Here is a 25,296-nt window from a genome sequence, read left to right as displayed (position 1 = left end):
AAATACACCGCTAAAAATTGGCTTATTAGAAAACTAATACCTCATCGATTTTAACTTCAAGGCCCATTCAACTTTCAAAACACCCAACAATAACTACTTACTAATCAGTATTCTAAACAAAACATGCATTTCATCGATAAAAGCGTATTACTACCGTTAAATTTACCTTTTATCGATAAGTAAAAATTTAAAAAAACTATATTTGTCACTTCAACTAATATTTTGGTATTAAATCCTAAATATTAGCATATTTGTTTACATAATAGCACTTTTGAAGGGCTATTAATCAATGTCCCAAACATTAATGAAGCTTAATAATCAGACATTAACCCTGTTGTTATTGTTTTGTGTTAACTTACTTTTTTCGTCCCTCCCTAAAAGTTTTTCAATCCAAAACAGCGCAATTCGTTTTAACGCTATTTTAAGATGAAACAGTTATTAACACTAGCTGTATGTCTTATATCGTTATCCGTTTTTTCGCAAAACGAAAAAATAGATAAACTTACGGTACAAATAGCTTATTTAAACGCAGACTCTACAAAGGTAGACATGTCGCTTGTGCTTATCAATGAACTTTATGAAAGTAAAGATTTTGGTAAAGCTTTATTATATATTAATGAAACCTCTAAACTTTCTGAAGATCTTAATTACATTAAAGGCCAAGCAGAAAGCAATTACTACCGCGCCTTAATCTATACAGAACGTAACGATTATTTTAATGCTATAGACAACTACAAAAAATCCAGAAATTTATATTTACAAATAAGAGATACGCTTGGTGTAGCCAAAGTAAGTAATAGTATTGGTCTCATAGAAATTAAAAGAGGAAATTACAAAATAGGCTTACAAAACTCGTTATCTGCCATAGATATTTTTGAAAAGCAATACTTAAATGATGAACTAAGTTTAGCATACAACAATCTTGCAGAAGCCTATCATAAAACCAATCAAATTGATAAAGCCATAGAATATAATTTTAAAGCTTTAGAAGTACGTAAGCAGATTAATGATAAGGAAGGCATTAAAATTTCTACTAAAAATATAGCAGGTCTTTACTCTGAATTAAAAGAACATCGTAAAGCAATAGAGTATTATGAAAAAGCACTAGATATTCTAAACCCTAAAACCGATGAAGATCTACGAGGAGAAATACTCCCTAAATTAGGTAGTGAATATTTACGCTTTAATGAGTATGATAAAGCCTCTGAATACTTAATAGAAGGTTTAAAATACAACAGAGAACAAAAAAATAATGAAGGTCTTTTAAGAGCTTTAAATGCTATTGGACATTTAAATCTTCAAAAGAAAAAAGTTAAACTTGCCGAGAAACAATTAAATGAGGCCTATTCAATTGCTCAGAAAATAGATAACAAAACCGAACTTTTAGAAAATTACAAACTTCATATTGCTTTAGATTCTACTCGTGGCTATTATCAAAATGCTTTTTTCTGGCAAAATAAGTTCTATGATTTAAAAGATTCACTTTCTAAAATTGATCAGCCTGTTTTTCCAACAGATTTAGAACCAATAAATATCATTGACAACAGCGCTGTTAGCAGTAATACTTCCGCTAACGAAAAACAACAAGACACTACACCATCTACTTCATCAATCAATCCTTTTGTTATATATGGTAGTATAGCTGCTTTTGCTTTGCTAATAGGTCTTTTAGTTTATAGCTTATTAAAAACTAAAACTTATAAAGAAGCATTAGAAAAACAAAAAGACATTCTAGCTGAAGAGAAAATAAGAACCGATGCTATTTTAGAACAAACTCATCATTTAGAAGAAGTCAACCAAGTAAAGGACAAACTTTTTTCTATTGTTTCTCACGATCTAAAAGATTCAATCTCTTCTATTAAAGCCTTTTTAGATTTACTAAAAGAAGATAGTATTTCTAAAGATGAATTTTATGAGTTAATTCCTGAGCTAAGCGAAAATGCCAATAATGCCTCCTCACTGTTATTTAATTTGTTGAATTGGTCGAAGTCTCAAATGCAAAATTTAGAGCCTAAGCCAGAACGTTTTAATATTCAAGATGTCTTTCACACTAAAATGGCCTTAGTAGAACAAAAGGTTGAAGACAAACGCATTGTTTTAATTGATGAATCTCAAGACGATTTTGTCTATGCTGATCGGAGTATGGTAGAAATTGTAATTCAGAATTTAATTACAAATGCTGTAAAATTTAGTAGAACTGGTGATGTCATTACCATTTCTAATCAAGTTTTAAATGGCAAATCTCTTATATGCATTGAAGACACTGGTGTTGGAATTTCTAAGAGTAATATAGACAAGTTATTTGCGGCACATAAAAACTTTACAACAACTGGAACTAAAAATGAAAAAGGAACTGGTTTAGGGTTATCTATTGCAAAGGATTTAGTTGAATTGAATAACGGTAGAATTTGGGTAGAAAGTATAGAGAATGTTGGTAGTAAATTCTTTGTTGAGCTACCTAAAACAGAATCTTTAGCTTAATCAATTCGACTCAAGATTCAAAATTCAAAAAAATAAAGTAAAGAAGTTGATGTTATGGAATACCTTAACAGGAAACCATAGAACAACAATCGTGTTTATGATTTAAGCTTTCGGCAAAAACACTTCAGCCATCATACAACGTGCACTTCCACCTCCACACGTTTCAATTGTTTCTAAGGAACTTGATATAATAGGGCAATGTTTTTCAATACTAGCCACCTGGGTTTTAGTTAAACTTTGATGTGCAGCTTCACTCATTACTAAATAACGTTGATCGTTTTCACCGCGCAATTGCAACATATTTCCTGCAAACTGATGCATTTGAGCTTCTGTAATAGAAATGATTTCTTTACCATCTTGCTTTAAATGCTTTACAACGTTTTTACGCTCTTTTTTATCGTCAATAGTATCTAAACAAATCACAGCAAACGTTTCCGCCAAACACATCATTACGTTAGTGTGGTAAATTGGTAAACGCTTCCCTTCTACGGTTTGATTAGCAATAAAAATTACTGGTGTATATTCAAAATCTTCACAAAATTCAATAAACAATTCTTCATCAGCTCGTGCAGATAACGCGCAATAGGCAATTCTATTTTCGCGATCTAAAGCCATACTTCCTGTGCCTTCTAGAAAAAAACCTTCGTGCTCCGCAGATGTATAATCAACAATATTTTCGATTATAAACCCCTCTTCTTCCAATCTAATAAACACCTCATCTCTTCGCTCGCGTCTCCGGTTTTCGGCAAACATCGGATATTTAGCAACATCACCATTCCCATGAAAACTCACCCAATTATTTGGAAAAATAGAATCTGGAGTATCATTAAGTTTATCATCATCTTCAACAACCACATTAATCCCTACCGAACGTAATTTTTCCACAAAAGCATCGAATTCTATTTGCGCTTTAGCGTTGATTTCGGCATTTTTTAAATCTAATTCTTCTTGAAAGTAATTATTAACGGCAGTTTGCTCATTCATCCTAAAATTAACAGGACGAATCATTAAAATGGTATTTGTAGTTTGTTGCATTTATTTACGATTAAGCTTGTAAAATGAAATGCGAAGTTATTATTTTTTAGAAGAAATTAACTATAAAGTCAGTCATGATTTTCTAACCATTCTAGAGCCTCTTCACGCTCCTTAAACGTCTTTATATTCCAATTACTCTCTCTATTCACATTAATTAGAACATCTGTCGCTAATTTAGAAACATAGGCATGTGTTACAACAGCCATAGCTTTTATTCCTTCGATATTTACAATAGATTTTTGAGCCTCAAAGGTATAGGTGTACGAATACTTCTTATTAATTAATAAAGAAAAAGGTGTCTCTAATTTCTCGATTAAGAAAGCGTGATAGTCCTCTACCATTTTCAAATCCATGACAACACCATCATATATTACAACTTCAGCGAGATTAGCCTTAAGTATGGTTATTACACCAAATCCCAGTTTATAAGTTTTCATGTTAATAAATATAAGTAATTTTAGCTAAATTTCTAATCCATGAAAAAACTATTACTACTAGCCTTATTGTTTGTTGCTTGTAATGACAATACTGAAAATAAAGCGTTGAATAACGAGAATATCGAAATTGACTTTACTACCATTTTTGAAAAAAGCGACGGGTTAGAAACCGCAACGTATAATGAGACGATAAAATTTTACCAAGATTTAGCCAACAGTTATCCTGAAATTTCGATCCGAGAGATAGGAGAAACTGATTCGGGGAAACCACTTCATATCGCCACTTTGAATATGACACGTTCGGGTGATAATTTTGAATCCTTACGACAAAACAATAGAATTTTATTAATAAATAATGGTATTCATCCGGGAGAATCAGATGGAATTGATGCCACCATGATGCTCTTTAGAGATATTGCTAAAGGTAAAATTGAAGCACCAAAAAACACCATTATTGTAACTATTCCTATTTATAATATTGGAGGTAGCCTAAATAGAAATTCTACAACCCGAACTAACCAAAACGGCCCAAAATCTTATGGCTTTAGAGGTAACGCTAGAAATTATGATTTGAATCGCGATTTTATAAAATCTGATACTAAAAATGCGAAAGCCTTTGCTCAAATTTTTCATGCGGTACAACCCGATGTTTTTATCGATAACCATGTGAGCAACGGAGCAGATTATCAATATACCCTAACCCATTTATTTACGCAACACAACAAATTAGGTGGTGAACTTGGGCAATTTATACATACCGAGATGATGCCAACTCTTGAGCAAAAATTAGAAGCTAAAGCTTGGGATATCACACCTTATGTTAATGTATTTAATCGCACACCAGATTCTGGGTTTACGCAATTTTTAGATTCACCGCGTTATTCTACAGGTTACACAACGCTGTTTAACACCTTAGGTATGATGGTTGAAACGCATATGCTTAAACCTTACAAACAGCGCGTAGAAGGCACCTATGAATTGATGAAAACCATGATTGAAATCACCGAAGAGCAAGGAGATAAAATCGCACAACTGAGAAAAGAACAAGTTAAATTATGGTCAGCTGGGAAAAGCTACCCGTTAACATGGACCGTGGATACGACCACAACCTCTACTCTTAATTTTAAAGGCTACGAAGGAGACATGATTCCTAGTGACTTTACCGGAGCAAAGCGTTTAAAATATGACAGAACAAAACCATTTACCAAAGCCGTTACCTATCAAAATTATTATAAGGCAACAGATTCCATCACAATTCCAAAAGCGTATATTATTCCACAAGGTTGGCATAACGTCATTGATTTATTAAAATTGAATGCTGTAGAATATACCCAATTTAAAAACGATACCACGTTAACTGTTGAGTCCTACAAAATAGGTAGCTACGAAACCCGAAAATCTCCTTACGAAGGCCATTATCCGCATTACCAAACAACGGTAAACACCTCAGAAAAAAATGTGACGTTTAGAAAAGGAGACTATCTAATCTCTACCGATCAAAATGCTATTCGATATTTGCTAGAAACTTTAGAACCCTCTGCACCTGATTCCTTTTTTAACTGGAATTTCTTCGATACCATTCTACAGCAAAAAGAAGGTTTCTCACCCTATGTATGGGAAGATAAAGCGCAAGAACTTTTAAAGGGAAATCCTAAACTTCAAATAGAATACAATGTAAAAATTAGCTATGATGAAGAATTTGCCAATAATTGGTATGCACAATTAGATTGGTTACATAAGCAGAGTAAATTTTATGAGGCTGCTCATTTGCAATACCCTGTTTACAGGTTAAAATAATAAACGCATACAAAGCGCTATTAATTCAAAAATTAGGAGATATCAAAAAGGGTTAACGGTCATGTTTTCAAACAGGAACACCCTTATAAAAATAATTTTAAACCCTTGTAAAACCAATCAAAAAATAATATACTTTTACTTAAAATTATAATAGCGTAACGCGCTCTAAATGAATAAATACATTGTTGTAAATCAACTTGAAAAATGGAACTTTTCAATTGATAATATTACAGTAATTTCTGCTCAAGATTATCTTACAAATCCTAAGTATTCCTTATTAAAAAACGCAAGAATTTTTAATTTATGCAAGGATTACTCGTATCAATCAAAAGGCTATTACGTATCGCTTCTGGCTGAAGCCAGAGGTCATTTACCAATTCCGACCACAAAGAACATCGTAGATTTAAAAGCCTTAAAGCTCGTTAGAATTGTGTCTGATGAGTTTGATGATGTGATTCAACAAAGTTTAAAAAATATAAAATCTCAAGATTTTACGCTAAGCATTTACTTTGGACAAAACGTGGCTCAGAAATACAAAAGCTTAAGTGCTCTTTTTTACAAGCATTTTCAAGTGCCTTTTCTACGTGTTAATTTTAATCATAATTCAAAGTGGAACATACAAAGTATTAAAGCGATTTCCGAAGCTGAAATTCCAGCAGAACACATGTCTAGTGTGCATGAATTTGCGCATCAATATTTCGCTAAAAAACGGTATGACACAGCAAAAGTGATCAATTACGATTTTGATTTAGCCATATTGATTAATCCAAACGATCCTGCGCCTCCAAGCAACACAAAAGCATTAAAAAAGTTTGTAGACATTGCTGAGAAAATGAATATCTACACAGAGATTATTGAACCTAAAGATTTATCAAGACTCTCTTCTTTTGATGCACTTTTTTTGAGACAAAGTACCGAAGTTAATAACGAAGCTTACACCTTTGCCAGAAAAGCACAACAAGAAGGGATTGCAATAATTGATTATCCAGATTCCATATTAAAATGCTGCAATAAAGTTTATATGGCAGAGGCTATGAAAAATGCTAATATAAGCACACCCAAAACCATTATAGTCCATAGCAATAATAGACATACAGTTTTAAAAGAAATCGGTTTGCCTTGTGTATTAAAAGCACCAGATTCCACATTTTCATTCGGAGTAAAGAAAGCAACCAACACAGCGGAATTTGATACTTTGGTTACTGAAATGCTAAAGGAATCCGATTTAATAATAGCTCAAGAATTTTGTCCATCGGACTATGATTGGCGTATTGGTATTATTGATAATAAACCATTTTATGCGTGCAAATATTACATGGCAAAAGGGCATTGGCAAATTTACAATTGGAAAGCTAGTGACAAAAATGAACAAGACGGAGATGCCGAATGTCTACCCATAGAAGATGTACCAAAAAATGTCATTGATATCGCTTTAAAATCGGCAAAGTTAATGGGGTTAGGTCTCTATGGAATCGATATTAAAGTCGTGAATAATAAACTGATGGTTATAGAAATTAACGATAACCCAAATATTGATTTCGGAGTAGAAGATGCTTATTATGGAGATCTGATTTATACCGAAATTCTTTCGGCATTAAAAAAACGATTAGATTAATTATGAAGAAACCGTTTCACTTATTTGATGTTTATGGCATTGAACTCGAATATATGCTTGTTAAAAATGATAATTTTAAAGTTGCCCCGCAAGTCGATGAACTTTTAACCCTAAAGGCAGGCCAATTAAAAGCAGATATCGATAATGGAGATATTGCATGGAGTAACGAATTGGTGGCTCATGTTATTGAACTAAAAACAAACGGTCCGGCAAAACACACGGATGATTTATCAGAAAAATTTCATAAGAATATTCTAGAGATTAATGCATTATTACAACCGTTGAACTTGCAACTTTTAGGTTCAGCTTCACATCCATTAATGAGTCCGGATACGGATACGCAACTCTGGAAACATAGTTACAGTGAAGTTTATGCACTTTACAACACTATTTTTAACTGCAAGGGTCATGGTTGGAGTAATGTACAGAGCACGCATATAAATTTACCTTTTTACGATGATATAGAATTCGAAAAATTACATGCAGCCATTAGAATAATCTTACCATTATTACCAGGACTATGTGCAAGTTCCCCAATTTTAGAAGGACAAATTACTGGGTTTAAAGACAAAAGATTAGAATTTTACAAAACCAATCAAAAGGAAATACCAGAATTGACGGGCTTAGTAATTCCCGAGCGTGTCTTTTCAAAATTAGATTATCATGCAACGATTTTTGAACCTATAAAAAAAGCGATTCAACCGTATGACAAAAACAAGATTCTAGACCAACATTTTTTAAACTCTCGTGGAGCCATTGCTCGTTTTGATCGCAATGCCATTGAAATTCGTTTAATGGATATACAAGAATGTCCTAAGGCAGATATTGCGATTTGTGCCTTTGTCATCGAGGTTTTAAAAGTTTTAGTTAGTAAAAAACTATGTTCTTTAAAAGCTCAAAAATCGTGGATAAAAGAAGATTTATTTCCTATTCTAAATGATGCGATAAAAAATGCAGAACATTCTAAAATTGACAATAAGGACTACTTAAAATTATTCAAAATAAATTCAGCTTCAACTGTAAACGACGTTTGGAAACACTTGTATAATATCGTAAAATCGAAATTACACAAATCACATCATGAGGCTATTGAATTCATTTTAGAAGAAGGCACCTTAGCCACACGATTATTAAAAGCTGTTGGCACTAACACGTCTGAAGCACACATTATTTCAGTATATCGAACTATGCAGAATTGTCTAAAAACTAACGACTTGTTTCAATCATGAAGCTCATTTTAACATGTGAGCATGGTGGAAATGAAATTCCTGAGACTTACAAAAAGCTCTTCAACAATAATAAAGCAGTTTTAGAATCTCATCGTGGTTATGATTTGGGAGTGTTAAATCTATTTCAACATTTAGAACCGTTGTCTGATGCATCGTATTTTAGTACTACGAGTCGTTTACTGGTCGAATTGAATCGTTCATTATTTAGCAAGCACCTGTTTTCAGAATTTAGCAATGGCTTATCAAAACATGAGAAATCAGCAGTCCTCAAAACATATTATTTTCCTTATAGAACAGCAATTGAATATAACATAGCAGAATACATTAAAAGCGAACAGCAAGTACTGCATTTATCTATTCATAGTTTTACTCAAAACCTAAATGGAGACGAACGCAAAGGAGACATTGGTTTACTTTATGATTCTCGTAATAAAAAGGAAAAAGAATTTTGCAAAGAACTCAAAGTAAAGCTTCTCGAACAAAACCCAAATTTAAACGTGCGATTTAATTATCCATATCTCGGGAAATCGGATGGATTCACCACTTTTTTAAGAAAGCAATTTCCAACAAATTATTTAGGTATTGAGATTGAGGTCAATCAGAAATACAGTGAAAATAATGTCATGGCTTTAAACCTCAAACAAGCCTTGTATAAAGGGATTGAAAGTATTCTCTTTAGCTCAAAGGCTAATTAAACTAAAATTCTAATATTAGCATAACTATTATCCAAAGCTTTTTGAGATGCTTCTGCATCTAACCATTCAACTTTAGTAATGCCTTCATTTTCTTGTGGAAATAACTCACCTTCAAAATCGGTTTTCATTTCAAACCAATGCGTAATTTTTATCCTATGCTTTCCATGACGCTTAAAAATATGGTATGTGGTTGGTAAAGGTTTCGTTATTTTCAAACCAGTAACACCTGTTTCCTCTTCTACCTCGCGTATAGCCGTTTCTTCTATCGTTTCTTTACGTTCGGCCTTTCCTTTAGGTAAATCCCATTTATCATTTCTATATATAAAAAGAATTTCGTTTTTAGAATTATAAGCTTTTCCGCCACCAGCAATCACATTAGGTAAAAGCTTCAAAAACTTACTGAGCAGCTTATCTTCATTCTTATGAATTAAGTGCACTGCTTTTAAATCTGTATTATTTAAGGTTTTTATCACCTTACCAATATTTACAGACTTCAAAAGAAAGGATTTAAAATCAGTTTCTTTTTGAGTTTCAGTAGTTAAAATTATAGGTTTATCTCCTACATATATTGTGTACATCGTTTGCGTATGTTTTAACTTTCCTTCTGTAAAAATATTATTTTTTACAAGAAACTATTTGAAATGAAATTTATTTTCGATTAAAATTTTCTAACCTTGAAAAATCATTATTTTTGTAACATGATTTTTAACAAAGATACCGCCAAAAAAACAGCCGAAGTTTTATTGCAAATTAATGCTATAAAATTACAGCCCGACAATCCTTTTACTTGGGCTTCTGGCTGGAAATCACCTATTTATTGTGACAACAGAATTGTATTATCGTTTCCACCTATTAGAAACTATATTAGAGCAACAATCGCTAAAAATATAGAAGAACTATATGGTAAACCAGATGTCATTGCTGGTGTGGCAACAGGAGCCATTGGTATTGGAGCTTTAGTCGCAGAGTATTTAAATCTACCCTTTGTTTATGTTAGACCAGAAGCTAAAAAACATGGTCGTCAAAACCAAATTGAAGGCTATATAGAAAAAGGACAAAGCGTTGTTGTGGTTGAAGACTTAATCAGTACAGGAATGAGCAGCCTTAATGCGGTAAAAGCTTTAAATGAAGCTGAAGCTAACGTTAAGGGCATGGTTGCTATTTTCTCTTATGGTTTTGATGTTGCTACTAAAAATTTTAAAGATGCAAATGTTCAATTACACACGCTTGGCAACTACGAAAATTTATTAGAGCAAGCTGTTGATACGTTTTATATTACTAAAGAACAGCAAGACATTTTAGCACAATGGAATGCCAATCCTAGTGAATGGAACGCTAATTGATATATTATCTTGAAGTTGTTAAGTCAATTTTATGATGAAATCCCATAAAAGCTTAACTCCTATACAATAAACATCTTAACAGAATACACATGAAATTAGAATCCCCAAAAGTAACCTTAGACAAATCTGCAGAAGACACCTTCAACTTCCTTTCTGATGTGAAAAATTTTGAAAGTTTAATGCCAGAAAACATTAGCAAATTTGAAGTTTTAGAAAATGACAAATTTCTATTCGCATTAAAAGGGATGCCAGAAATTGTTTTAAAGAAAAAAGAAGCTATTCCAAATAGTAAGATCGTTTTAGGAGCGGCTGGCGGAAAGTTAGACTTTGCCTTAGTTGCAGATATCCTAGAAACTGAACCAAACAAAACTGATGTTAAATTAAATTTTGAAGGTGAATTTAACGCCATGATGGCCATGATGATAAAAGGCCCTATCAGCAAATTTATTGAGACATTAGTAACCAATATGAAAACTGAGGTTTAGGCACGATAAGGCAAAGAACGGTTAACTTAATACAGTAACTTAATCTCCTTAAGGTCGAAGGTTTTAATAATATCATCTTCTGTCCAAACTTGTAATTGACCGTTTTCAGTAACACCTTGTATAATCCCAGAAAAGCTATCATCTTTAGAGTTCACAAAAGTTGATGGCTTATTTTTTCTAAAAAGTAGGCTTTCGTATTCCTTTTTAATTTCAGCGTATTTTTTAGATTCTAATAAGCTGAAATGAATTTCTAATTGCTTTAATACTTCTGAAAGCACCTCGTGCTTGTTATAGAGAACTCCTGTTACCAAACTCATTGATGATGCTTGAGGTAAATTTTTAAAAATTTTTTGATTTACATTAAGTCCAAATCCAATTATTGAGCCTTGCAGTTTATTATTTTTTATGACATTTTCTATTAAAATACCACATAATTTGGTGTCTGCTGACAAAATGTCGTTAGGCCATTTAATGCGTAATTGAGGTATTTTAAAGCTACTTAAAGCTTTCGTAATGGCCAAAGAAACTGCCATACTTATGTAAAACTGCTCGGTAACACTAAAAAGCGGAAGACTTTTAAACACACTCGCAGTAAGGTTCTTACCACTTTCAGCATTCCATTTAGCTCCCATTTGCCCTCGCCCTTTTGTCTGTAATTCCGCAACTACGACCGTATAATCTTTTGGGATTGCCGCCGTTGACAGATCTTTTAGATATGAATTTGTGGAGTCAATGGCATTAAGTTTGATTATGTACATTTAATAGGCAATTTTATTTTATAGTTTTCTTATGACATTATGCGCGTACAAGAACTAAAAAAATAATAACTTTGCACAAAATTAATACAAATTAATGACGAAACATAAAATCCCTACAGACCAACTCATTACATCAATTATAGGAGGTATTGAAGATGTTAAAGGAAAAGAGATTACACTATTAGATTTAAGAGACATAGAAAATACTGTTTGTGATTATTTTATTATCTGCGAAGGCTCTTCAAATACGCAAGTAAACGCAATCGTCGGTTCCGTACAAAAACAAGTTAGCAAAACACTTAAAGATAAACCATGGCACGTTGAAGGTACTGACAATGCTGAATGGGTCTTAATGGATTACGTTAATGTTGTTGTACATGTGTTTCAAAAACACATTAGAGAATACTACGATATTGAAGAACTTTGGGGAGATGCAAAAATAACCCGAATAGAAACTAGTTACTAAAACGAGAAACGCTACGAATGGCTAAAGACAATAAAAATTTAAACAAAAAACCGAAATTAAACCCGTATTGGATTTACGGAATTATCATTGCTATTTTCTTATCCTTTCAGATTTTTTCTGGTGGATTTGGTGATTCCACTGGTACACAAACCACTCCTGCACAATTTTTGGATTACCTAAGTCAAGGGGAAGTTTCAAAAATTGAAATAGTAAACAAAAGAGAAGCTCGGGTTTACTTAACACAAGAAGCAAAAGAGCAATCTAAACACAAAAAAACTGAAACGAATTCTATATTCCCCTCAGTTGCAGCAGTTCCAAATTACAAATTTGAATTTGGAGATCTTCAGAATTTTGAAAAGGAAGTCAATGCGGTTATTAAAACTAATAATCTAGACACGGAATTGGTCTATGAAACGGAGCATAATGTTTGGGGTGATTTTCTATTAACCTTATTACCATTTGTTCTAATTATAGGAGTATGGATTTTCATCATGCGTCGAATGTCTGGTGGCGGAGGCGGAGGAGCTGGCGGACAGATTTTCAATATCGGAAAATCTAAAGCAAAACTCTTTGATGAAAAAATAGATACCAAAACATCATTTAAAGATGTTGCAGGTTTGGAAGGAGCAAAAGAAGAAGTTCAAGAGATTGTAGACTTCTTAAAATTCCCTGAAAAGTATACGGCCTTAGGAGGTAAAATCCCGAAAGGAGCGTTATTAGTAGGCCCTCCAGGAACCGGTAAAACCTTATTAGCAAAAGCTGTTGCTGGTGAAGCGCAAGTGCCATTCTTTTCATTATCAGGCTCTGATTTTGTAGAAATGTTTGTTGGTGTTGGCGCGTCTAGGGTAAGAGATTTGTTTAAGCAAGCCAAAGAAAAATCACCTTCAATCATTTTTATTGATGAGATTGATGCTATTGGTAGAGCAAGAGGGAAAAATAATATGTCTGGTTCTAACGATGAACGAGAAAACACCTTAAACCAGCTTTTAACTGAAATGGATGGTTTTGGTACAAATACAAATGTAATTGTATTAGCAGCAACAAACCGTGCAGACGTTTTGGATAGTGCATTAATGAGAGCTGGTCGTTTTGACCGTCAGATTTATGTAGATCTTCCGGATGTGAGGGAACGTAAAGAAATTTTTGAAGTGCATTTACGTCCTCTTAAAAAAGAAGAAACGCTAGATATCGATTTCTTAGCAAAACAAACACCAGGTTTTTCTGGTGCAGACATCGCGAATGTTTGTAATGAAGCCGCATTAATTGCAGCAAGAAAAGGAAAGAAATCAGTAAACAAGCAAGATTTCTTAGATGCCGTTGATAGAATTATTGGAGGTTTAGAGAAGAAAAACAAAATTATAACTCCAGCAGAAAAGAGAGCTGTTGCTTTCCACGAAGCCGGACATGCTACTGTTAGTTGGATGTTAGAGCATGCTGCTCCATTAGTAAAAGTAACTATTGTGCCTAGAGGTCGTTCTTTAGGTGCTGCATGGTACCTGCCGGAAGAACGCTTAATTGTGCGTCCTGAGCAAATGCTAGACGAAATGTGTGCTGCATTAGGTGGTAGAGCTGCTGAAAAAGTAATTTTTGATAAAATATCTACAGGAGCCTTAAGTGACTTAGAAAAAGTGACTAAACAAGCTAGAGCTATGGTGACCGTTTACGGACTTAGTGATAAAGTAGGTAACCTAACGTATTACGATTCTTCTGGACAATCTGAATACGGTTTCACGAAACCGTACAGTGAAAAAACAGCGGAACTTATTGACAAAGAAATTTCAGATATTATTGAAGAACAGTACCAGCGTGCTATCAAATTATTGGAAAACAACAAAGATAAACTTACCGAGTTGGCAGAAGTCTTATTAGACAAAGAAGTGATCTTTAAGGACAATCTTGAAAAAATCTTTGGAAAACGTGCTTTTGAAACTCCTGCAATTATTGAAGCGGAGAAAACAACACCGATTGTTGACATTAAAGACGATATTAAGAAGGAGGAAGAGTAAATCATCCCTACCCTACAATCATATAAAAAACTTAAATTAACCCCATGTTAATTTAAGTTTTTTTATATTTGGAAATCACACCAAAATAAGGATTAATAGCAAATATTGAATGAGCATATTTAGTAAATTCTTCGGAAAAAAGTCTAAACAGACTGAAGAACACATACCAAATCATGAGCGCGGCAAATACATGCCAGAAGTAAAGCTACCTGTAGATGAACGTTTTACTATCAACTTTAAAGGTAATGGTGGTAAGTTTTTGTATTGTGAAAATCTAGAAGAAGTAAAAGAAAGCTTTAACGCCATCCTCGATGAAAATAACTGGCACGATGACAAAGTTTTTCTAATCGATCAGCGATTAACTGAATTATTTAAAGATTTTAACCTTAACAGCACTACAAAACTCTCGGAAAGTGCTTATTTTTTATCTACCTGTGAGTATTTAATCTCAGATGATGGGTCATTATTAATTTCTTCCAATCAAATTGCAGAGAAAAAATTAATAGAATTACCAGATCATTTTATAATCTATGCGACCACAAGTCAGTTTGTAGAAACTATAGGAGAAGGACTAAAAGGCATTAAAGCTAAAAGTCAAAAAAAGATACCAACGAATATTACCACTATAAAGCATTTCAAAACTGCTGATGATAAAGACTTTCTATCTTACGGAAGTAGTTCTAAAAACCTATACCTACTTTTACTAGAGGATTTATAATGAAAGAATTAGCAACAAGAGCCATTTCTGGTGCTATCTATGTACTCCTTCTAATAGGTTCACTTAACTCAGAAATTGCAACAATTATAGTAATCGGTTTGTTTGGGTTTATTTCCTTAACAGAATTTAGTCGATTAATAAAGCTGAAGTCCTATATACAATATGTCGTTTTTTCTATTTTATATGGAGCGTTTTGGTATTTGAGTGTACGAAATTCTACAACATTAATTAGTGATGAAGCCATTCAAATTTTACTCGTAATTACCATATTTGTCAATCTCATTTTAGTTAAAGATTTATTCACATCTAAACGAATTCCTCTTTTTGAGTCTAAACGTTTTATAGTTGCAGCATTCTATTTGGCCAGCGGTTTTGTTTTTATGCTACTTATATCTAACTATCATAATGAGTTTACTCCGCTTTTGTTATTGGGCTCATTTATACTCATTTGGGTAAACGATAGTGCTGCTTATATGGTGGGTAAAAACTTTGGAAAGCAAAAATTGTTTCCAAGTATATCACCAAAGAAAACGGTAGAGGGGTTCCTAGGTGGTTTATTTTTTGCTTGTATATCGAGTTATTTTATAGCATACTATACCGAAACCCTCAGCTTTACACCTTGGTTAATCCTAGCTATTGTTGTAAGTGTCTTTGGGACTTTAGGCGATTTAATAGAATCTAAATTTAAACGCCAAGCCGATGTTAAAGATAGTGGGTCCATAATGCCAGGACATGGAGGTCTTTTAGATAGACTAGATAGTATTATATTTGCATCCCCATTTATATATTTATTTTTAAGAATTATTCACTTTTAAGAAAATTAAGCTATGTTTCATAAAGAAGGTCATAAAATTATATTCATAACATTAGTTATTGTTGTGGGTTCATTTTTTTTAATTGATGAATTTGTTATTAATGAATGGTTAAGAAAAGGATTGATGCTGTCCATTTTAATTTTCTTCATACTAATCTTACAGTTTTTTAGAAACCCTAAACGTAATACTCATCCTAATGAGACCCAAGCCGTATCACCTGTTGACGGAAAAGTAGTTGTTATTGAAGAAGTTCAGGAAAATGAAGTTTTTAAAGACAAAAGAATTCAAGTTTCTGTGTTTATGTCACCAATCAATGTGCACGTCACACGTTACCCAATTTCAGGACATATTACGTTTAGCAAATATCACCCTGGAAAATTTTTAGTCGCATGGCATCCAAAAGCAAGTGAGGAAAATGAGCGTACTACGGTAGTCGTTGAGAATGACAGTTTTGGAAAAATATTATATAGACAAATTGCTGGTGCATTAGCCAAACGTATTGTAAACTATGCTAAAGTTAACGATAAAGTAGAACAAGGTTCGGACTCTGGATTTATAAAATTTGGGTCGCGAGTAGATTTATTCTTACCTTTAGATGCTGATATTAAAGTAGAACTTAATCAAAAAGTTCGTGGTGGTGAAAGTATCATTGCAGAAATGAAATGACTTCCAAAGAATTAGACATAGAATTTAAAGACGCTGTAAATCGTGTAAACGATCATACGGAACCTTTTCCTGCGGATTTTTTACTCCGCCTCTATGCCTATTTCAAAAAAGCAACCAATAATTATGATCGCCCAAGCAGTCGTAAACCTATAATTAATGCGTTTAAAGCAAATGCTTTGTTTCAAATCAAAGACATTACTAAAGATGAAGCTAAGCAAGAATATATCAGCCTTGTTAACAATTACTTTTTGTATCGTAAATAGTTATTAAAACAACGTGTAAGAGGCATTCAATGCAACCCCCTTTAAACCAGCATTATTACCTGAGTCTAAATTTACACCTACTGAATAATAATTAATTTCCATAGCGTACTTATTTAGATAATTTAAACCTATACCGAAATGAAAGCCATGATTATTTTTACTACCGCGATTTTGAGTATCAGGTTTTAGATCGTAAAATATATTTGAATCATTAACAATATTTGTTTGGATACTTTCTTCAGAGTTTAAAGTTATATTTAAAGAATATGCCAAGTGTACATATATGCCATATTCATTATTTCCATAAAAATAACGTCTCAACCCTATTGGGATTTGTATAAATGAATACGATAAATCAGATGTAATTTTAACAGGACCAGAACCAGCTGGTTGATTAGGCTCAAAATAACTCTTAACACCTTTAATTTCAGATACATTTTGATAATTTGGCGATACGAAAATACTCCAGTTATTATTTTGATATGTCAAGCGAAGTTCTAATTCTACCCCAAAATTTAAATTAAAAGCTGTATCATAATCTTCAATTCTTCCTATAGATCTATTAACTTCAGTTGAACCTTCTTGGATACTATATGAGGAAAGATAGTTCGTGTCATTTGTTGGGTGAGTAATAAGATTTAAACCTCCTTTTAGCTTAAAATTAAATTTTGCTTTTGTTCGTTGATCGTATACATTTAAATAATCTTCACCAATACATTCATTATAGTCAGAAAAAAAATTTGATAAATCCTTTGCATTATAACTTATTTTCGAATAAACTTCTAATGTAAATTTAGTGCATTTAAAACCATCAAAAAGTTGTTTTTTAAACAATTCATTTTCCCTTATTATATTGTTTTCATCAATGTATTTTTTGTATTCTAAATAAACTAATATATTATTCTTCTCGTAAAAATAAAAATAATTACCTCGATGATTATAATATTCAAGTAAATCATCATCACCGTCTACCAAAACACGCAAAAAAGCAATATTATCAATTATATCCATCTCCCCAAACATATCTCCAACCAGCTGTTCATCAACATTATATTTAACATAAAATTGATCAGTACCGATAATCCTAAACTCCTTTAACTCACTTATGGGAATTGTAATGATCTCTGAATTTTCACTCAATTTGTAATCTATATATGTTGGGCTGCGCTCTAAATCTTTATTTTCTATTAAACAGCTAACTTTATGGTTATCCTTATCAATAAAGTATCCTTCTTGAAAATTAATTTGCGAGAAAATAGCTGTTGAACTTAATAAAAATAGAAATAAAACAAACTTGCTCATAATACTTTTAGAATTTAAATAAAATATTAAAGTTTAAATAACAGTTATAAAATTTCATGAATTTATTATTATCCATTTAGCCATAAAAAAACGTTTTTTTATTATAGCAATATTTAAAATTGATCAGTTCCTTTTTAAGCTAACAATCATAAAAAATATGAATTTTAAAATCTTATCCCCTAATTAATAGCACTATTGAACAACTTAACGAAACGTCTTAATATTAATAATGAATTCTATGCTCTTGATTAGTAAAAATACAGATAAATTTAAAATTTAAAAAAGTAAATTTAGAAAATAGTATATGAGCCAAAAAGAGATACTGCTCCTTTTGTATCAATGCTTAAATTTTTACCTTCTCGTATGTTTTTTTCGAAATAATAATTAACTCCTAGTGCAAATTTCTTATACGTTATACCAGCACCAAAAAATACATTAAAATTCTTCTTATTACTGCTTCCTAATTCCGAAGAAAAATTAGAGTCAATTTCCTCTAAACCTTGACTATAATCTGAAGATATAATTAAGTTAGTAGACATTGCTAATTGTGTGAAAACTTGTGTGTTTTCGTCTAAATTCATATAATACCTAACACCAATAGGTAGTTCGATAAGTGAAATAGACGATAACTCTATAACATAGTTAAAATGATGTTCTCCAACTTCTTTAGAACCAGATAAAGCAGATAACTTTTGGTATGTAGGTGAGATAAATACACTCCATTTATTTCTGTTTAAAGGTAGAAGTATTTCCACCTCGGCACCATAAGAAAAATTAGTCTGAGCATCAAAATTTATAGCACCATAATCTGAATCATACCCCTTTCCACCTCCAGCGCTAGGAGGTAAATCATATTCAAAAACATAGCTAAATTCATTGCTAAATGAAGGATGTATATTTACGCCTGCAATAGCCTTTAACCTAAATTTAGTCTTAGTTCTTTTATTATAAAAATTATCATACCCTATTCCATTACATGTATTATACTCTAAAAACAGTTTAGTTAATTCACTTTGTCTATAATGCAGTTTCTTAAAAGTCTTTACGGAAAAACCGTCACACTTTAAATTTTTATAAAGTTCACTTTTAAATGTATCAGATATTATTTTACCTTTTTTATTCTTTTTTATGGGTGCAGCTAAAAATTTTAAATCATCATCGCCAAGATTATAAACAAAATAAGACTTGTCATTAAAATATTCATAAAGTGACCCCTCTCCTTTTAATAGAACTTTTAAAAAAATAAAATTTCCCTTGGCTTCTATTACCTCATTTTTCTGATTCTTTAAATCTTGATCTAATTTATATTTAATATAAAACAAATCCGTATTAAAAATTCTAAATTCTTGTAAGTCTTTAAAGTTAATTGTCTGAACGATATCATTTTCAGTTAATTTGTAATCAAAATTTTCAGGGATATTTATCCAATCCTTATTTTTAATTAAACAGCTAACTTTATGGTTATTTTCATCAATAAAATATCCTTTTTGAAAATTCATTTGCGAGAAAATAGTTGTTGAACTTAATAAAAATAGAAATAAAATAAATTTGTTCATTAGTCTTAGAGTTTAGATCGATAAAGAAACAATAAATTATTAAAATTCTAATAGTCAGTTTAATAATATTAGGATTGCATGAAGTAATTTATAATTAAAATAAATTAAGAAATCAACGCCAAGTGCATCAATTTCTAATTATCATTAATAAACTCTTTTTACTTACAGTAATGTTAAAAAGTTAACAGCTCCTAATTCAGCAATAATCCATAAAAGATATGACTATTAAAAACTTATTCTCTAATCAAAGGCATTGTGGAACAACGCAGTAAGCCTTCTTGTTTTGCAATTTCAGTATAAGGCACCTCTTCAACTGTAAAGCCATTATCTCGCAGCCATGTATTTAGCCTTAGAAAGTTTTTTTCAGAAATAATAACATCTTCAGAAATTGAAAACACGTTACTATTCATATGATACATTTCTTCTTTTGTAATTTCAAACACATTCTCTTTCCCGAAGAAATCTACCAACCAGTCGTATTCGCGTTCAATTAAGAATCCATTTTTATGCAGTATCGCTTTGTCCTTTCCAATTGGTTGAAAACAGCAATCTAAATGCAATGCATTTTCTTTTGGGTCTGTGTTAGATTTACGTAACTCAAAAGCCTTAACGGTTTTATGTGGAAACAATTCTTGAATGGCAATAACAGCATCCATATTTGTTCGTGCTGTAATATAATCTGAATAATCATCGCCAGAATAAGTTCCTATAAAGATATAATCGTTATATGGCATAACATCACCACCTTCTACATGGCATTCCTCTGGAAGTATAATGACATGATCCTCTCCAATTTCCGCTATCACATGATGAATGGCTGTGTACTCGCGTTCGCGATCGGGTAATATATTTGCTTTTATTAATTTATCTTCAATTACAAAAGCAATATCTCTTGTAAATATTTGATTGTAATCCTTTATAACTTCAGGTCGGTAAACTTTAACATCATATTTTTTAAACACCTGAGCAACAGCTTCCATTTCCCTTTGCATATCGCTTTCTTTAGGATATGTACCAGCCTTTATATGTTGAATAGATTTAGGATCGTAAGCGTCATGTATGGACGGAATAGACCCTATACTTTCAGCTGTTCCTAAGACAACCGCTCTCAATCGGGATGTTTCGTTTTGTATGTTTAACTTCATGTGCTAAAATTAGTTATTTCTTTTATAGTCTCATAGAACATCCATATTATGATTTTTATGGTAATTGCATCATTAAATTGAGACTAAAAAAAAGCTTCATATTATGTATGAAGCTTTTTTAAATCTATAAAAAATAATTATCTATTTTCAATCGCTTTAAATGGTCTGTGTGTTTCACCAATATATAATTGTCTTGGACGACCGATTGGCTCATTATTTCTTCTCATTTCTTTCCACTGTGCAATCCAACCTGGTAAACGACCTAAGGCAAACATTACAGTAAACATTTCTACCGGAATTCCCATAGCTCTATAAATAATACCTGAATAAAAATCTACATTCGGGTATAATTTTCTATCTACAAAATACGGATCTTCTAATGCTTCTTTTTCTAATCCTTTAGCAATATCTAAGATAGGATCTTCAATACCTAAGTCTGATAATACTTCATCAGCAGCAACTTTAATAATCTTAGCTCTTGGATCAAAGTTTTTATAAACTCTGTGACCAAAGCCCATTAATCGGAAAGGATCACTCTTATCCTTTGCTTTTGCCATATATTTCTTGGTATCACCTCCATCTTCTTTTATAGCTTCTAGCATTTCTAAAACCGCTTGGTTAGCACCACCATGTAATGGTCCCCAAAGTGCAGAGATTCCAGATGCTAATGACACAAAAAGTCCTGCATGTGATGACCCTGTAATTCTTACCGTTGACGTAGAACAATTTTGCTCATGGTCTGCGTGTAAGATTAAAAGTTTATCTAAAGCATTGACAAGAATTGGATTTTGTTTGTATTCGCTATTTGGGCTCTTAAACATCATTTTAAGAATGTTCTCAACATAACCTAGGTTATCATCTCCATATTCTAATGGTAATCCTTGTTTCTTACGCATGGTCCAAGCTACAATAACAGGGAATTTACCTAAAATAGTGACAATAGAATTATACATTGCCTCTTCCGATGCTACATTTACAGACGATGGATAAAATGCTGTAAGTGCACTTGTTAATGACGATAAAACACCCATTGGATGCGCTGACTTAGGAAAAGCATCTAATATCTTTTTGAGATCATCATCTACAACAGAATGCGATTTTATATCTTCATGAAATTTATCTAACTCGCTTTTGTTTGGTAATTCACCGAAAATAAGCAGATACACAACTTCTAAAAAATCAGCTTTTTCTGCTAACTCTTCAATAGAATAGCCTCTGTATCTCAAAATGCCTTTTTCACCATCTAAAAAGGTAATTGCACTTTCACAACTTCCTGTATTTTTATAGCCTGGGTCTAAAGTAATTACTCCACCTGTTGCACCTCTTAAACTTTTAACATCTATAGCAACTTCGTTCTCAGTACCAGTTATAATAGGAAACTCATACTTTTGGCCATTAATTTCTAATGTAGCTTTATCTGACATATTTTCTTTTCGGATTTTAATAAATTATAAGGACTGTAAATTTACGAAATATCAAACGATTTCGAAAGGAGATTTATAATGGTTTTAACAATTTCTGCTAATTCCATAAAATGGCTATTTTCATTACAATTTGGAAACAAAAAAATAACATTAATAGATTTTTTTTCTATTTTTTAAATCCTATACAAATAAAATGAGTTCATTATTTTTGTTTCTATTTTAAACTTATGAAGCCTTATATTTTAATAGTTTTTTTTAGCGCTTTTCGGAAGTAATGAGCTGTACGCACAAATTGTAAATGTAGAATCTTTACGACGGGTTTCTGACACATCAAAATGGTCTGGATCTGCAAGTTTGGATATTGGACTTATAAAAAATACACAGTCTATATTCAAAATCACTAACAATTTGAGGCTTCAATATAATACGGATAAAAACCTCTATCTTTTTATTAATGATTTAAAGCTTGAACAGATTGAAGACAACTCTTTTGTGAACAAAGGCATTCAGCATATTAGATATAATAGAAAATTTACTGAACGTTTAAAGCTTGAAATGTTTGCACAAAGTCAGTACGACGAGATTTCTGAGATTAAATTTAGACGATTATTAGGTATTGGCCCACGATTCAAATTATCTAAAAGTAATAACTATAGGTTTTATTTAGGCACACTATTAATGTTTGAACACGAAGAAGCATCAAGCCAAAACGTTGAGATCTTAAGAGATTTTAGAGGTAGTATTTACCTTTCTTGTAGTCTATATCCTTTAGAAAACATATCTATAGTGAGCACAACCTATTACCAACCGTTGTTAGAACAATTCTCAGATTTTAGAATTGCTAATCAAACCTCACTCGGAATTAAGGTTTTAAAGAATCTACTTTTTAAAACGGTATTCATCTATAATTTTGATTCGGATCCCATTTTGGGCATTCCTAAAACACAGTATGAATTGACTAATGGGATTGTTTATACCTTTGATTGAAAAAAGATATAAGACCGCTGCGCTTTTAGAAACAAGAGTCAAGTCTTCATTGCAACTAACTGTTAACATAATAGGTTATCTTAAAAACATTTCTTCTTAATTTAATCAAAATTATTTTACAAGAACAAAAGGTCAATTTAAAACCAATTAAAATCCTAGATATATTTAGTTACACTTTACTGAAAAAACAGGATTCTTTTTGCTAATTATTTAGTTTAAAACTGGGCATTGATTTTTATTCCAATGCAAAATATAGTAAAGGTGCATCTATTAGCTGTTCTAAAGTTAGTTTTACACCTAGCCTCCTTAATTCTATTTTTTTTAGACAGTTTGGACCGCAGTCTTTCGCATCCTTTTGCTTATAATACGGAAACCCTTTAATCATCTAACTTTATAAATAGTATTACCAATACTCATGGTTCTTAACATCTTGCAATTTTGACAAAAACTGAGGCTCTTGTGGATGATAAAATGCTTGATCTATTAAATTCATATCCTTATCTATTAAGATATATCTTGGGATGGATTGCATTTCGATAAATTTTATAAATTCCTTAGTGTCACTATCTGTTTCATCTATCCAATAAGAAAGAGATTGCTCTAATTCTTTAGTCTTAGTTTTCCATTTCTGTTTATCCTTCTCTTTATCTACACTTATGCTAATTACCTTTATGTTTTTCGGTAACTGCATTTTATTCATTGTTTTAACTCCTTGAATACACGGTGCACACCATGTAGCCCAAAAATCTATGAGAAAATATTGGGTCGGGCTTTGTTTAGTAATTTGTGAAAAGCTTAATTGTTTATTTTTCGTATCTGAAAAAGTTAGTTCTGCTAATTTTTTTTTGAAATTTTCATTGTCTAATGGTTCAATTTCTTTTTCAATAGCTTCTTTGTTTTCTTCATACATTTTTGTTCCTCTCAACCAATTTTTAGCATTTAAAAATTTGTTGTAGCCTTTATTTTCTTCATTTCTTAAAAACGCAAATACTCCTAAAGAAACGAACTCCACATAAGATTTAGAAAAATTTAATGTATCAATTTTATCAAAATCAATTGTAGTAATTCTATTTTCTATATAACGATTTAGGAAGTCATATAAAATACTACTAGCTATATAATTATTTGTGTTTAATTCATTTTTTAAGAAATCGTCAACTTTATCATTTAAAGGATCTATTAACTGAAGTCTGTCATAATAATAAAGCTCATTTAAGTTGAATTTTAAGAATTCTTTTCTATCATTAAACTTATTTCTGTAATAAGCGTAAAGTGTATCTAATTCATTTTTATAAAAAATTTTATTCTTTTTAGATCTTAATATTTTTGTTTTTATCGCGCTATAGGTATTATTAATCGAATCTATATTTAGTTTGTGATTTTCAAACCTATATGTTCGTGAGTTATACTTTAGATTAATAATACTATCATCAGATATCAAATAATTTTGTTGGACAAATTCTCTTTTACCATTTTCTGAAGGTATCGATCGATACAGAATAACTTACTATAAATGAATCAAAATCTCTAGATATAGTATGTGATGTTTTTTTATCATTAAATGTTAGTGGGTAACTATATAAAAAACGATCTGGCACACTTAAGAAGGCATAACCTTTGTCCGTAAAATTGATTGAAAATTTTATAGAATCACTTAGCTTTTGGTTTTCTTCGTTAGCTTTTATAGGCGATTTCTTAATTTCCTTTTTACAAGTAAGTAACGTAATACTCATAAAAAGCAACAAGCCAATAGGCTTATTACATAAAAAAGCTTTTTTTAAATGGTTTATCATCTTATTTCATTTATTGTCCCCATCCATCATAATCGCAATCATATCTACAGCTGCTTGCACCTGCATTGATTACTTGATAACGCATTCATCAATATTGCACAATTTTTAGAGCCTAATGTTTAGGCTATTAAAAAAATAAATTTGTGTAATCAACAACGAATTAATTAATCCTTAGGGTAAGAATTTGTATAAAACTAATACTTTTTTCTCGCAAATAATAATGGTGAAATTGAACTACATTATTCTAAATATCTAACTTAATTTTTATGGATTAAAGTTA

24 protein-coding genes are annotated in these 25,296 nt (G+C 31.6%); 14 read left to right on the top strand and 10 right to left on the bottom strand.

The annotated features are described in order from the left end of the window. Positions 1-426: 426 nt before the first annotated feature. On the top strand, positions 427-2,481 hold the full coding sequence (locus KO515_RS18300) for a tetratricopeptide repeat-containing sensor histidine kinase (RefSeq protein ID WP_215937792.1): 2,055 nt from the start codon (positions 427-429) through the stop codon (positions 2,479-2,481). Between the two features lie 102 nt (positions 2,482-2,583). Here the strand turns inward: KO515_RS18300 and ctlX are convergent, their stop codons facing one another. Then, positions 2,584-3,516 carry a citrulline utilization hydrolase CtlX gene (gene ctlX / locus KO515_RS18295; RefSeq protein ID WP_215937791.1) on the bottom strand — a complete coding sequence of 311 codons (933 nt, stop codon included), beginning with the start codon at positions 3,514-3,516 and terminating at the stop codon, positions 2,584-2,586. Positions 3,517-3,584: 68 nt separating this feature from the next. Next, a complete protein-coding gene (locus tag KO515_RS18290) occupies positions 3,585-3,953 on the bottom strand; it encodes a DUF7793 family protein (protein WP_215937790.1) in 369 nt (122 codons plus the stop codon). A 39-nt stretch (positions 3,954-3,992) separates the two neighbouring features. On the opposite strand from KO515_RS18290, the gene KO515_RS18285 reads away from it, so the two are divergent. The 4 genes from KO515_RS18285 to KO515_RS18270 all read left to right on the top strand — a co-directional run bounded on the left by KO515_RS18285 (position 3,993) and on the right by KO515_RS18270 (position 9,289). Then, a complete protein-coding gene (locus KO515_RS18285) occupies positions 3,993-5,750 on the top strand; it encodes a M14 family metallopeptidase (protein ID WP_215937789.1) in 1,758 nt (585 codons plus the stop codon). A 169-nt stretch (positions 5,751-5,919) separates the two neighbouring features. Then, positions 5,920-7,365: a RimK family protein gene (locus KO515_RS18280; protein ID WP_215937788.1), complete on the top strand. Its 1,446-nt coding sequence runs from the start codon at positions 5,920-5,922 to the stop codon at positions 7,363-7,365. Positions 7,366-7,367: 2 nt separating this feature from the next. Next, positions 7,368-8,594, top strand: coding sequence for a glutamate-cysteine ligase family protein (locus KO515_RS18275; RefSeq protein ID WP_215937787.1), 1,227 nt, complete (start codon positions 7,368-7,370; stop codon positions 8,592-8,594). Beyond that, a complete protein-coding gene (locus KO515_RS18270) occupies positions 8,591-9,289 on the top strand; it encodes an N-formylglutamate amidohydrolase (protein WP_215937786.1) in 699 nt (232 codons plus the stop codon). Before KO515_RS18275 ends, KO515_RS18270 begins: the two co-directional genes overlap by 4 nt. Here KO515_RS18270 and KO515_RS18265 read toward each other — a convergent pair. Then, positions 9,286-9,867: an NUDIX hydrolase gene (locus KO515_RS18265; RefSeq protein ID WP_215937785.1), complete on the bottom strand. Its 582-nt coding sequence runs from the start codon at positions 9,865-9,867 to the stop codon at positions 9,286-9,288. The two genes, KO515_RS18270 and KO515_RS18265, sit on opposite strands and share 4 nt — an antisense overlap. 120 nt (positions 9,868-9,987) lie before the next feature. Between KO515_RS18265 and pyrE the strand changes: the two genes are divergently transcribed. Next, positions 9,988-10,632 carry an orotate phosphoribosyltransferase gene (gene pyrE, locus KO515_RS18260; protein ID WP_215937784.1) on the top strand — a complete coding sequence of 215 codons (645 nt, stop codon included), beginning with the start codon at positions 9,988-9,990 and terminating at the stop codon, positions 10,630-10,632. A gap of 89 nt (positions 10,633-10,721) precedes the next feature. Further along, positions 10,722-11,117 (top strand): SRPBCC family protein, encoded by a 396-nt coding sequence (locus tag KO515_RS18255; protein WP_215937783.1) that lies wholly within the window; start codon positions 10,722-10,724, stop codon positions 11,115-11,117. Positions 11,118-11,143: 26 nt separating this feature from the next. On the opposite strand, the gene KO515_RS18250 is transcribed toward KO515_RS18255, so the two are convergent. Beyond that, positions 11,144-11,875, bottom strand: coding sequence for a biotin--[acetyl-CoA-carboxylase] ligase (locus KO515_RS18250; protein WP_215937782.1), 732 nt, complete (start codon positions 11,873-11,875; stop codon positions 11,144-11,146). 94 nt (positions 11,876-11,969) lie between these two features. Between KO515_RS18250 and rsfS the strand changes: the two genes are divergently transcribed. From rsfS to KO515_RS18220, 6 genes are all read left to right on the top strand, one after another. Beyond that, the gene (gene rsfS / locus KO515_RS18245) at positions 11,970-12,341 is read left to right on the top strand and encodes a ribosome silencing factor (protein ID WP_215937781.1); all 372 of its coding nucleotides are present in this window, start codon (positions 11,970-11,972) and stop codon (positions 12,339-12,341) included. Between the two features lie 17 nt (positions 12,342-12,358). Further along, positions 12,359-14,347 carry an ATP-dependent zinc metalloprotease FtsH gene (gene ftsH / locus KO515_RS18240; protein ID WP_215937780.1) on the top strand — a complete coding sequence of 663 codons (1,989 nt, stop codon included), beginning with the start codon at positions 12,359-12,361 and terminating at the stop codon, positions 14,345-14,347. Between the two features lie 109 nt (positions 14,348-14,456). Then, positions 14,457-15,065, top strand: coding sequence for an LUD domain-containing protein (locus KO515_RS18235; protein ID WP_215937779.1), 609 nt, complete (start codon positions 14,457-14,459; stop codon positions 15,063-15,065). Further along, positions 15,065-15,880 carry a phosphatidate cytidylyltransferase gene (locus tag KO515_RS18230; RefSeq protein ID WP_215937778.1) on the top strand — a complete coding sequence of 272 codons (816 nt, stop codon included), beginning with the start codon at positions 15,065-15,067 and terminating at the stop codon, positions 15,878-15,880. Before KO515_RS18235 ends, KO515_RS18230 begins: the two co-directional genes overlap by 1 nt. 12 nt (positions 15,881-15,892) lie before the next feature. Then, positions 15,893-16,546, top strand: coding sequence for a phosphatidylserine decarboxylase family protein (locus KO515_RS18225; protein ID WP_215937777.1), 654 nt, complete (start codon positions 15,893-15,895; stop codon positions 16,544-16,546). Then, entirely contained in the window at positions 16,543-16,809 is a 267-nt protein-coding gene (locus tag KO515_RS18220; RefSeq protein ID WP_215937776.1) for an acyl-CoA-binding protein, read from the top strand. Before KO515_RS18225 ends, KO515_RS18220 begins: the two co-directional genes overlap by 4 nt. A 3-nt stretch (positions 16,810-16,812) precedes the next feature. Here the strand turns inward: KO515_RS18220 and KO515_RS18215 are convergent, their stop codons facing one another. From KO515_RS18215 to KO515_RS18200, 4 genes are all read right to left on the bottom strand, one after another. Then, positions 16,813-18,111, bottom strand: a complete 1,299-nt coding sequence (locus KO515_RS18215) for a PorT family protein (protein WP_215937775.1) — start codon at positions 18,109-18,111, stop codon at positions 16,813-16,815. 290 nt (positions 18,112-18,401) lie between these two features. Next, positions 18,402-19,667 carry a hypothetical protein gene (locus KO515_RS18210; RefSeq protein WP_215937774.1) on the bottom strand — a complete coding sequence of 422 codons (1,266 nt, stop codon included), beginning with the start codon at positions 19,665-19,667 and terminating at the stop codon, positions 18,402-18,404. A gap of 233 nt (positions 19,668-19,900) precedes the next feature. Next, on the bottom strand, positions 19,901-20,812 hold the full coding sequence (locus KO515_RS18205) for a dimethylarginine dimethylaminohydrolase family protein (protein WP_215937773.1): 912 nt from the start codon (positions 20,810-20,812) through the stop codon (positions 19,901-19,903). A gap of 137 nt (positions 20,813-20,949) precedes the next feature. Then, positions 20,950-22,236 carry a citrate synthase gene (locus KO515_RS18200; protein WP_215937772.1) on the bottom strand — a complete coding sequence of 429 codons (1,287 nt, stop codon included), beginning with the start codon at positions 22,234-22,236 and terminating at the stop codon, positions 20,950-20,952. A gap of 408 nt (positions 22,237-22,644) precedes the next feature. Here KO515_RS18200 and KO515_RS18195 point away from each other — a divergent pair, with 408 nt between their 5' ends. After that, positions 22,645-23,223 (top strand): DUF481 domain-containing protein, encoded by a 579-nt coding sequence (locus tag KO515_RS18195; RefSeq protein WP_215937771.1) that lies wholly within the window; start codon positions 22,645-22,647, stop codon positions 23,221-23,223. Positions 23,224-23,626: 403 nt separating this feature from the next. Here the strand turns inward: KO515_RS18195 and KO515_RS18190 are convergent, their stop codons facing one another. Further along, positions 23,627-24,664 carry a TlpA family protein disulfide reductase gene (locus tag KO515_RS18190; protein WP_215937770.1) on the bottom strand — a complete coding sequence of 346 codons (1,038 nt, stop codon included), beginning with the start codon at positions 24,662-24,664 and terminating at the stop codon, positions 23,627-23,629. A 25-nt stretch (positions 24,665-24,689) separates the two neighbouring features. Next, entirely contained in the window at positions 24,690-25,016 is a 327-nt protein-coding gene (locus KO515_RS18185) for a hypothetical protein (protein WP_215937769.1), read from the bottom strand. Positions 25,017-25,296 lie beyond the last annotated feature (280 nt).

The sequence above is a fragment of the Winogradskyella psychrotolerans genome (genome assembly GCF_018860545.1).
In the GTDB taxonomy this organism is placed as follows: Bacteria; Bacteroidota; Bacteroidia; order Flavobacteriales; family Flavobacteriaceae; genus Winogradskyella; species Winogradskyella psychrotolerans_A.
This window is presented reverse-complemented; position numbering and strand designations above follow the sequence as displayed.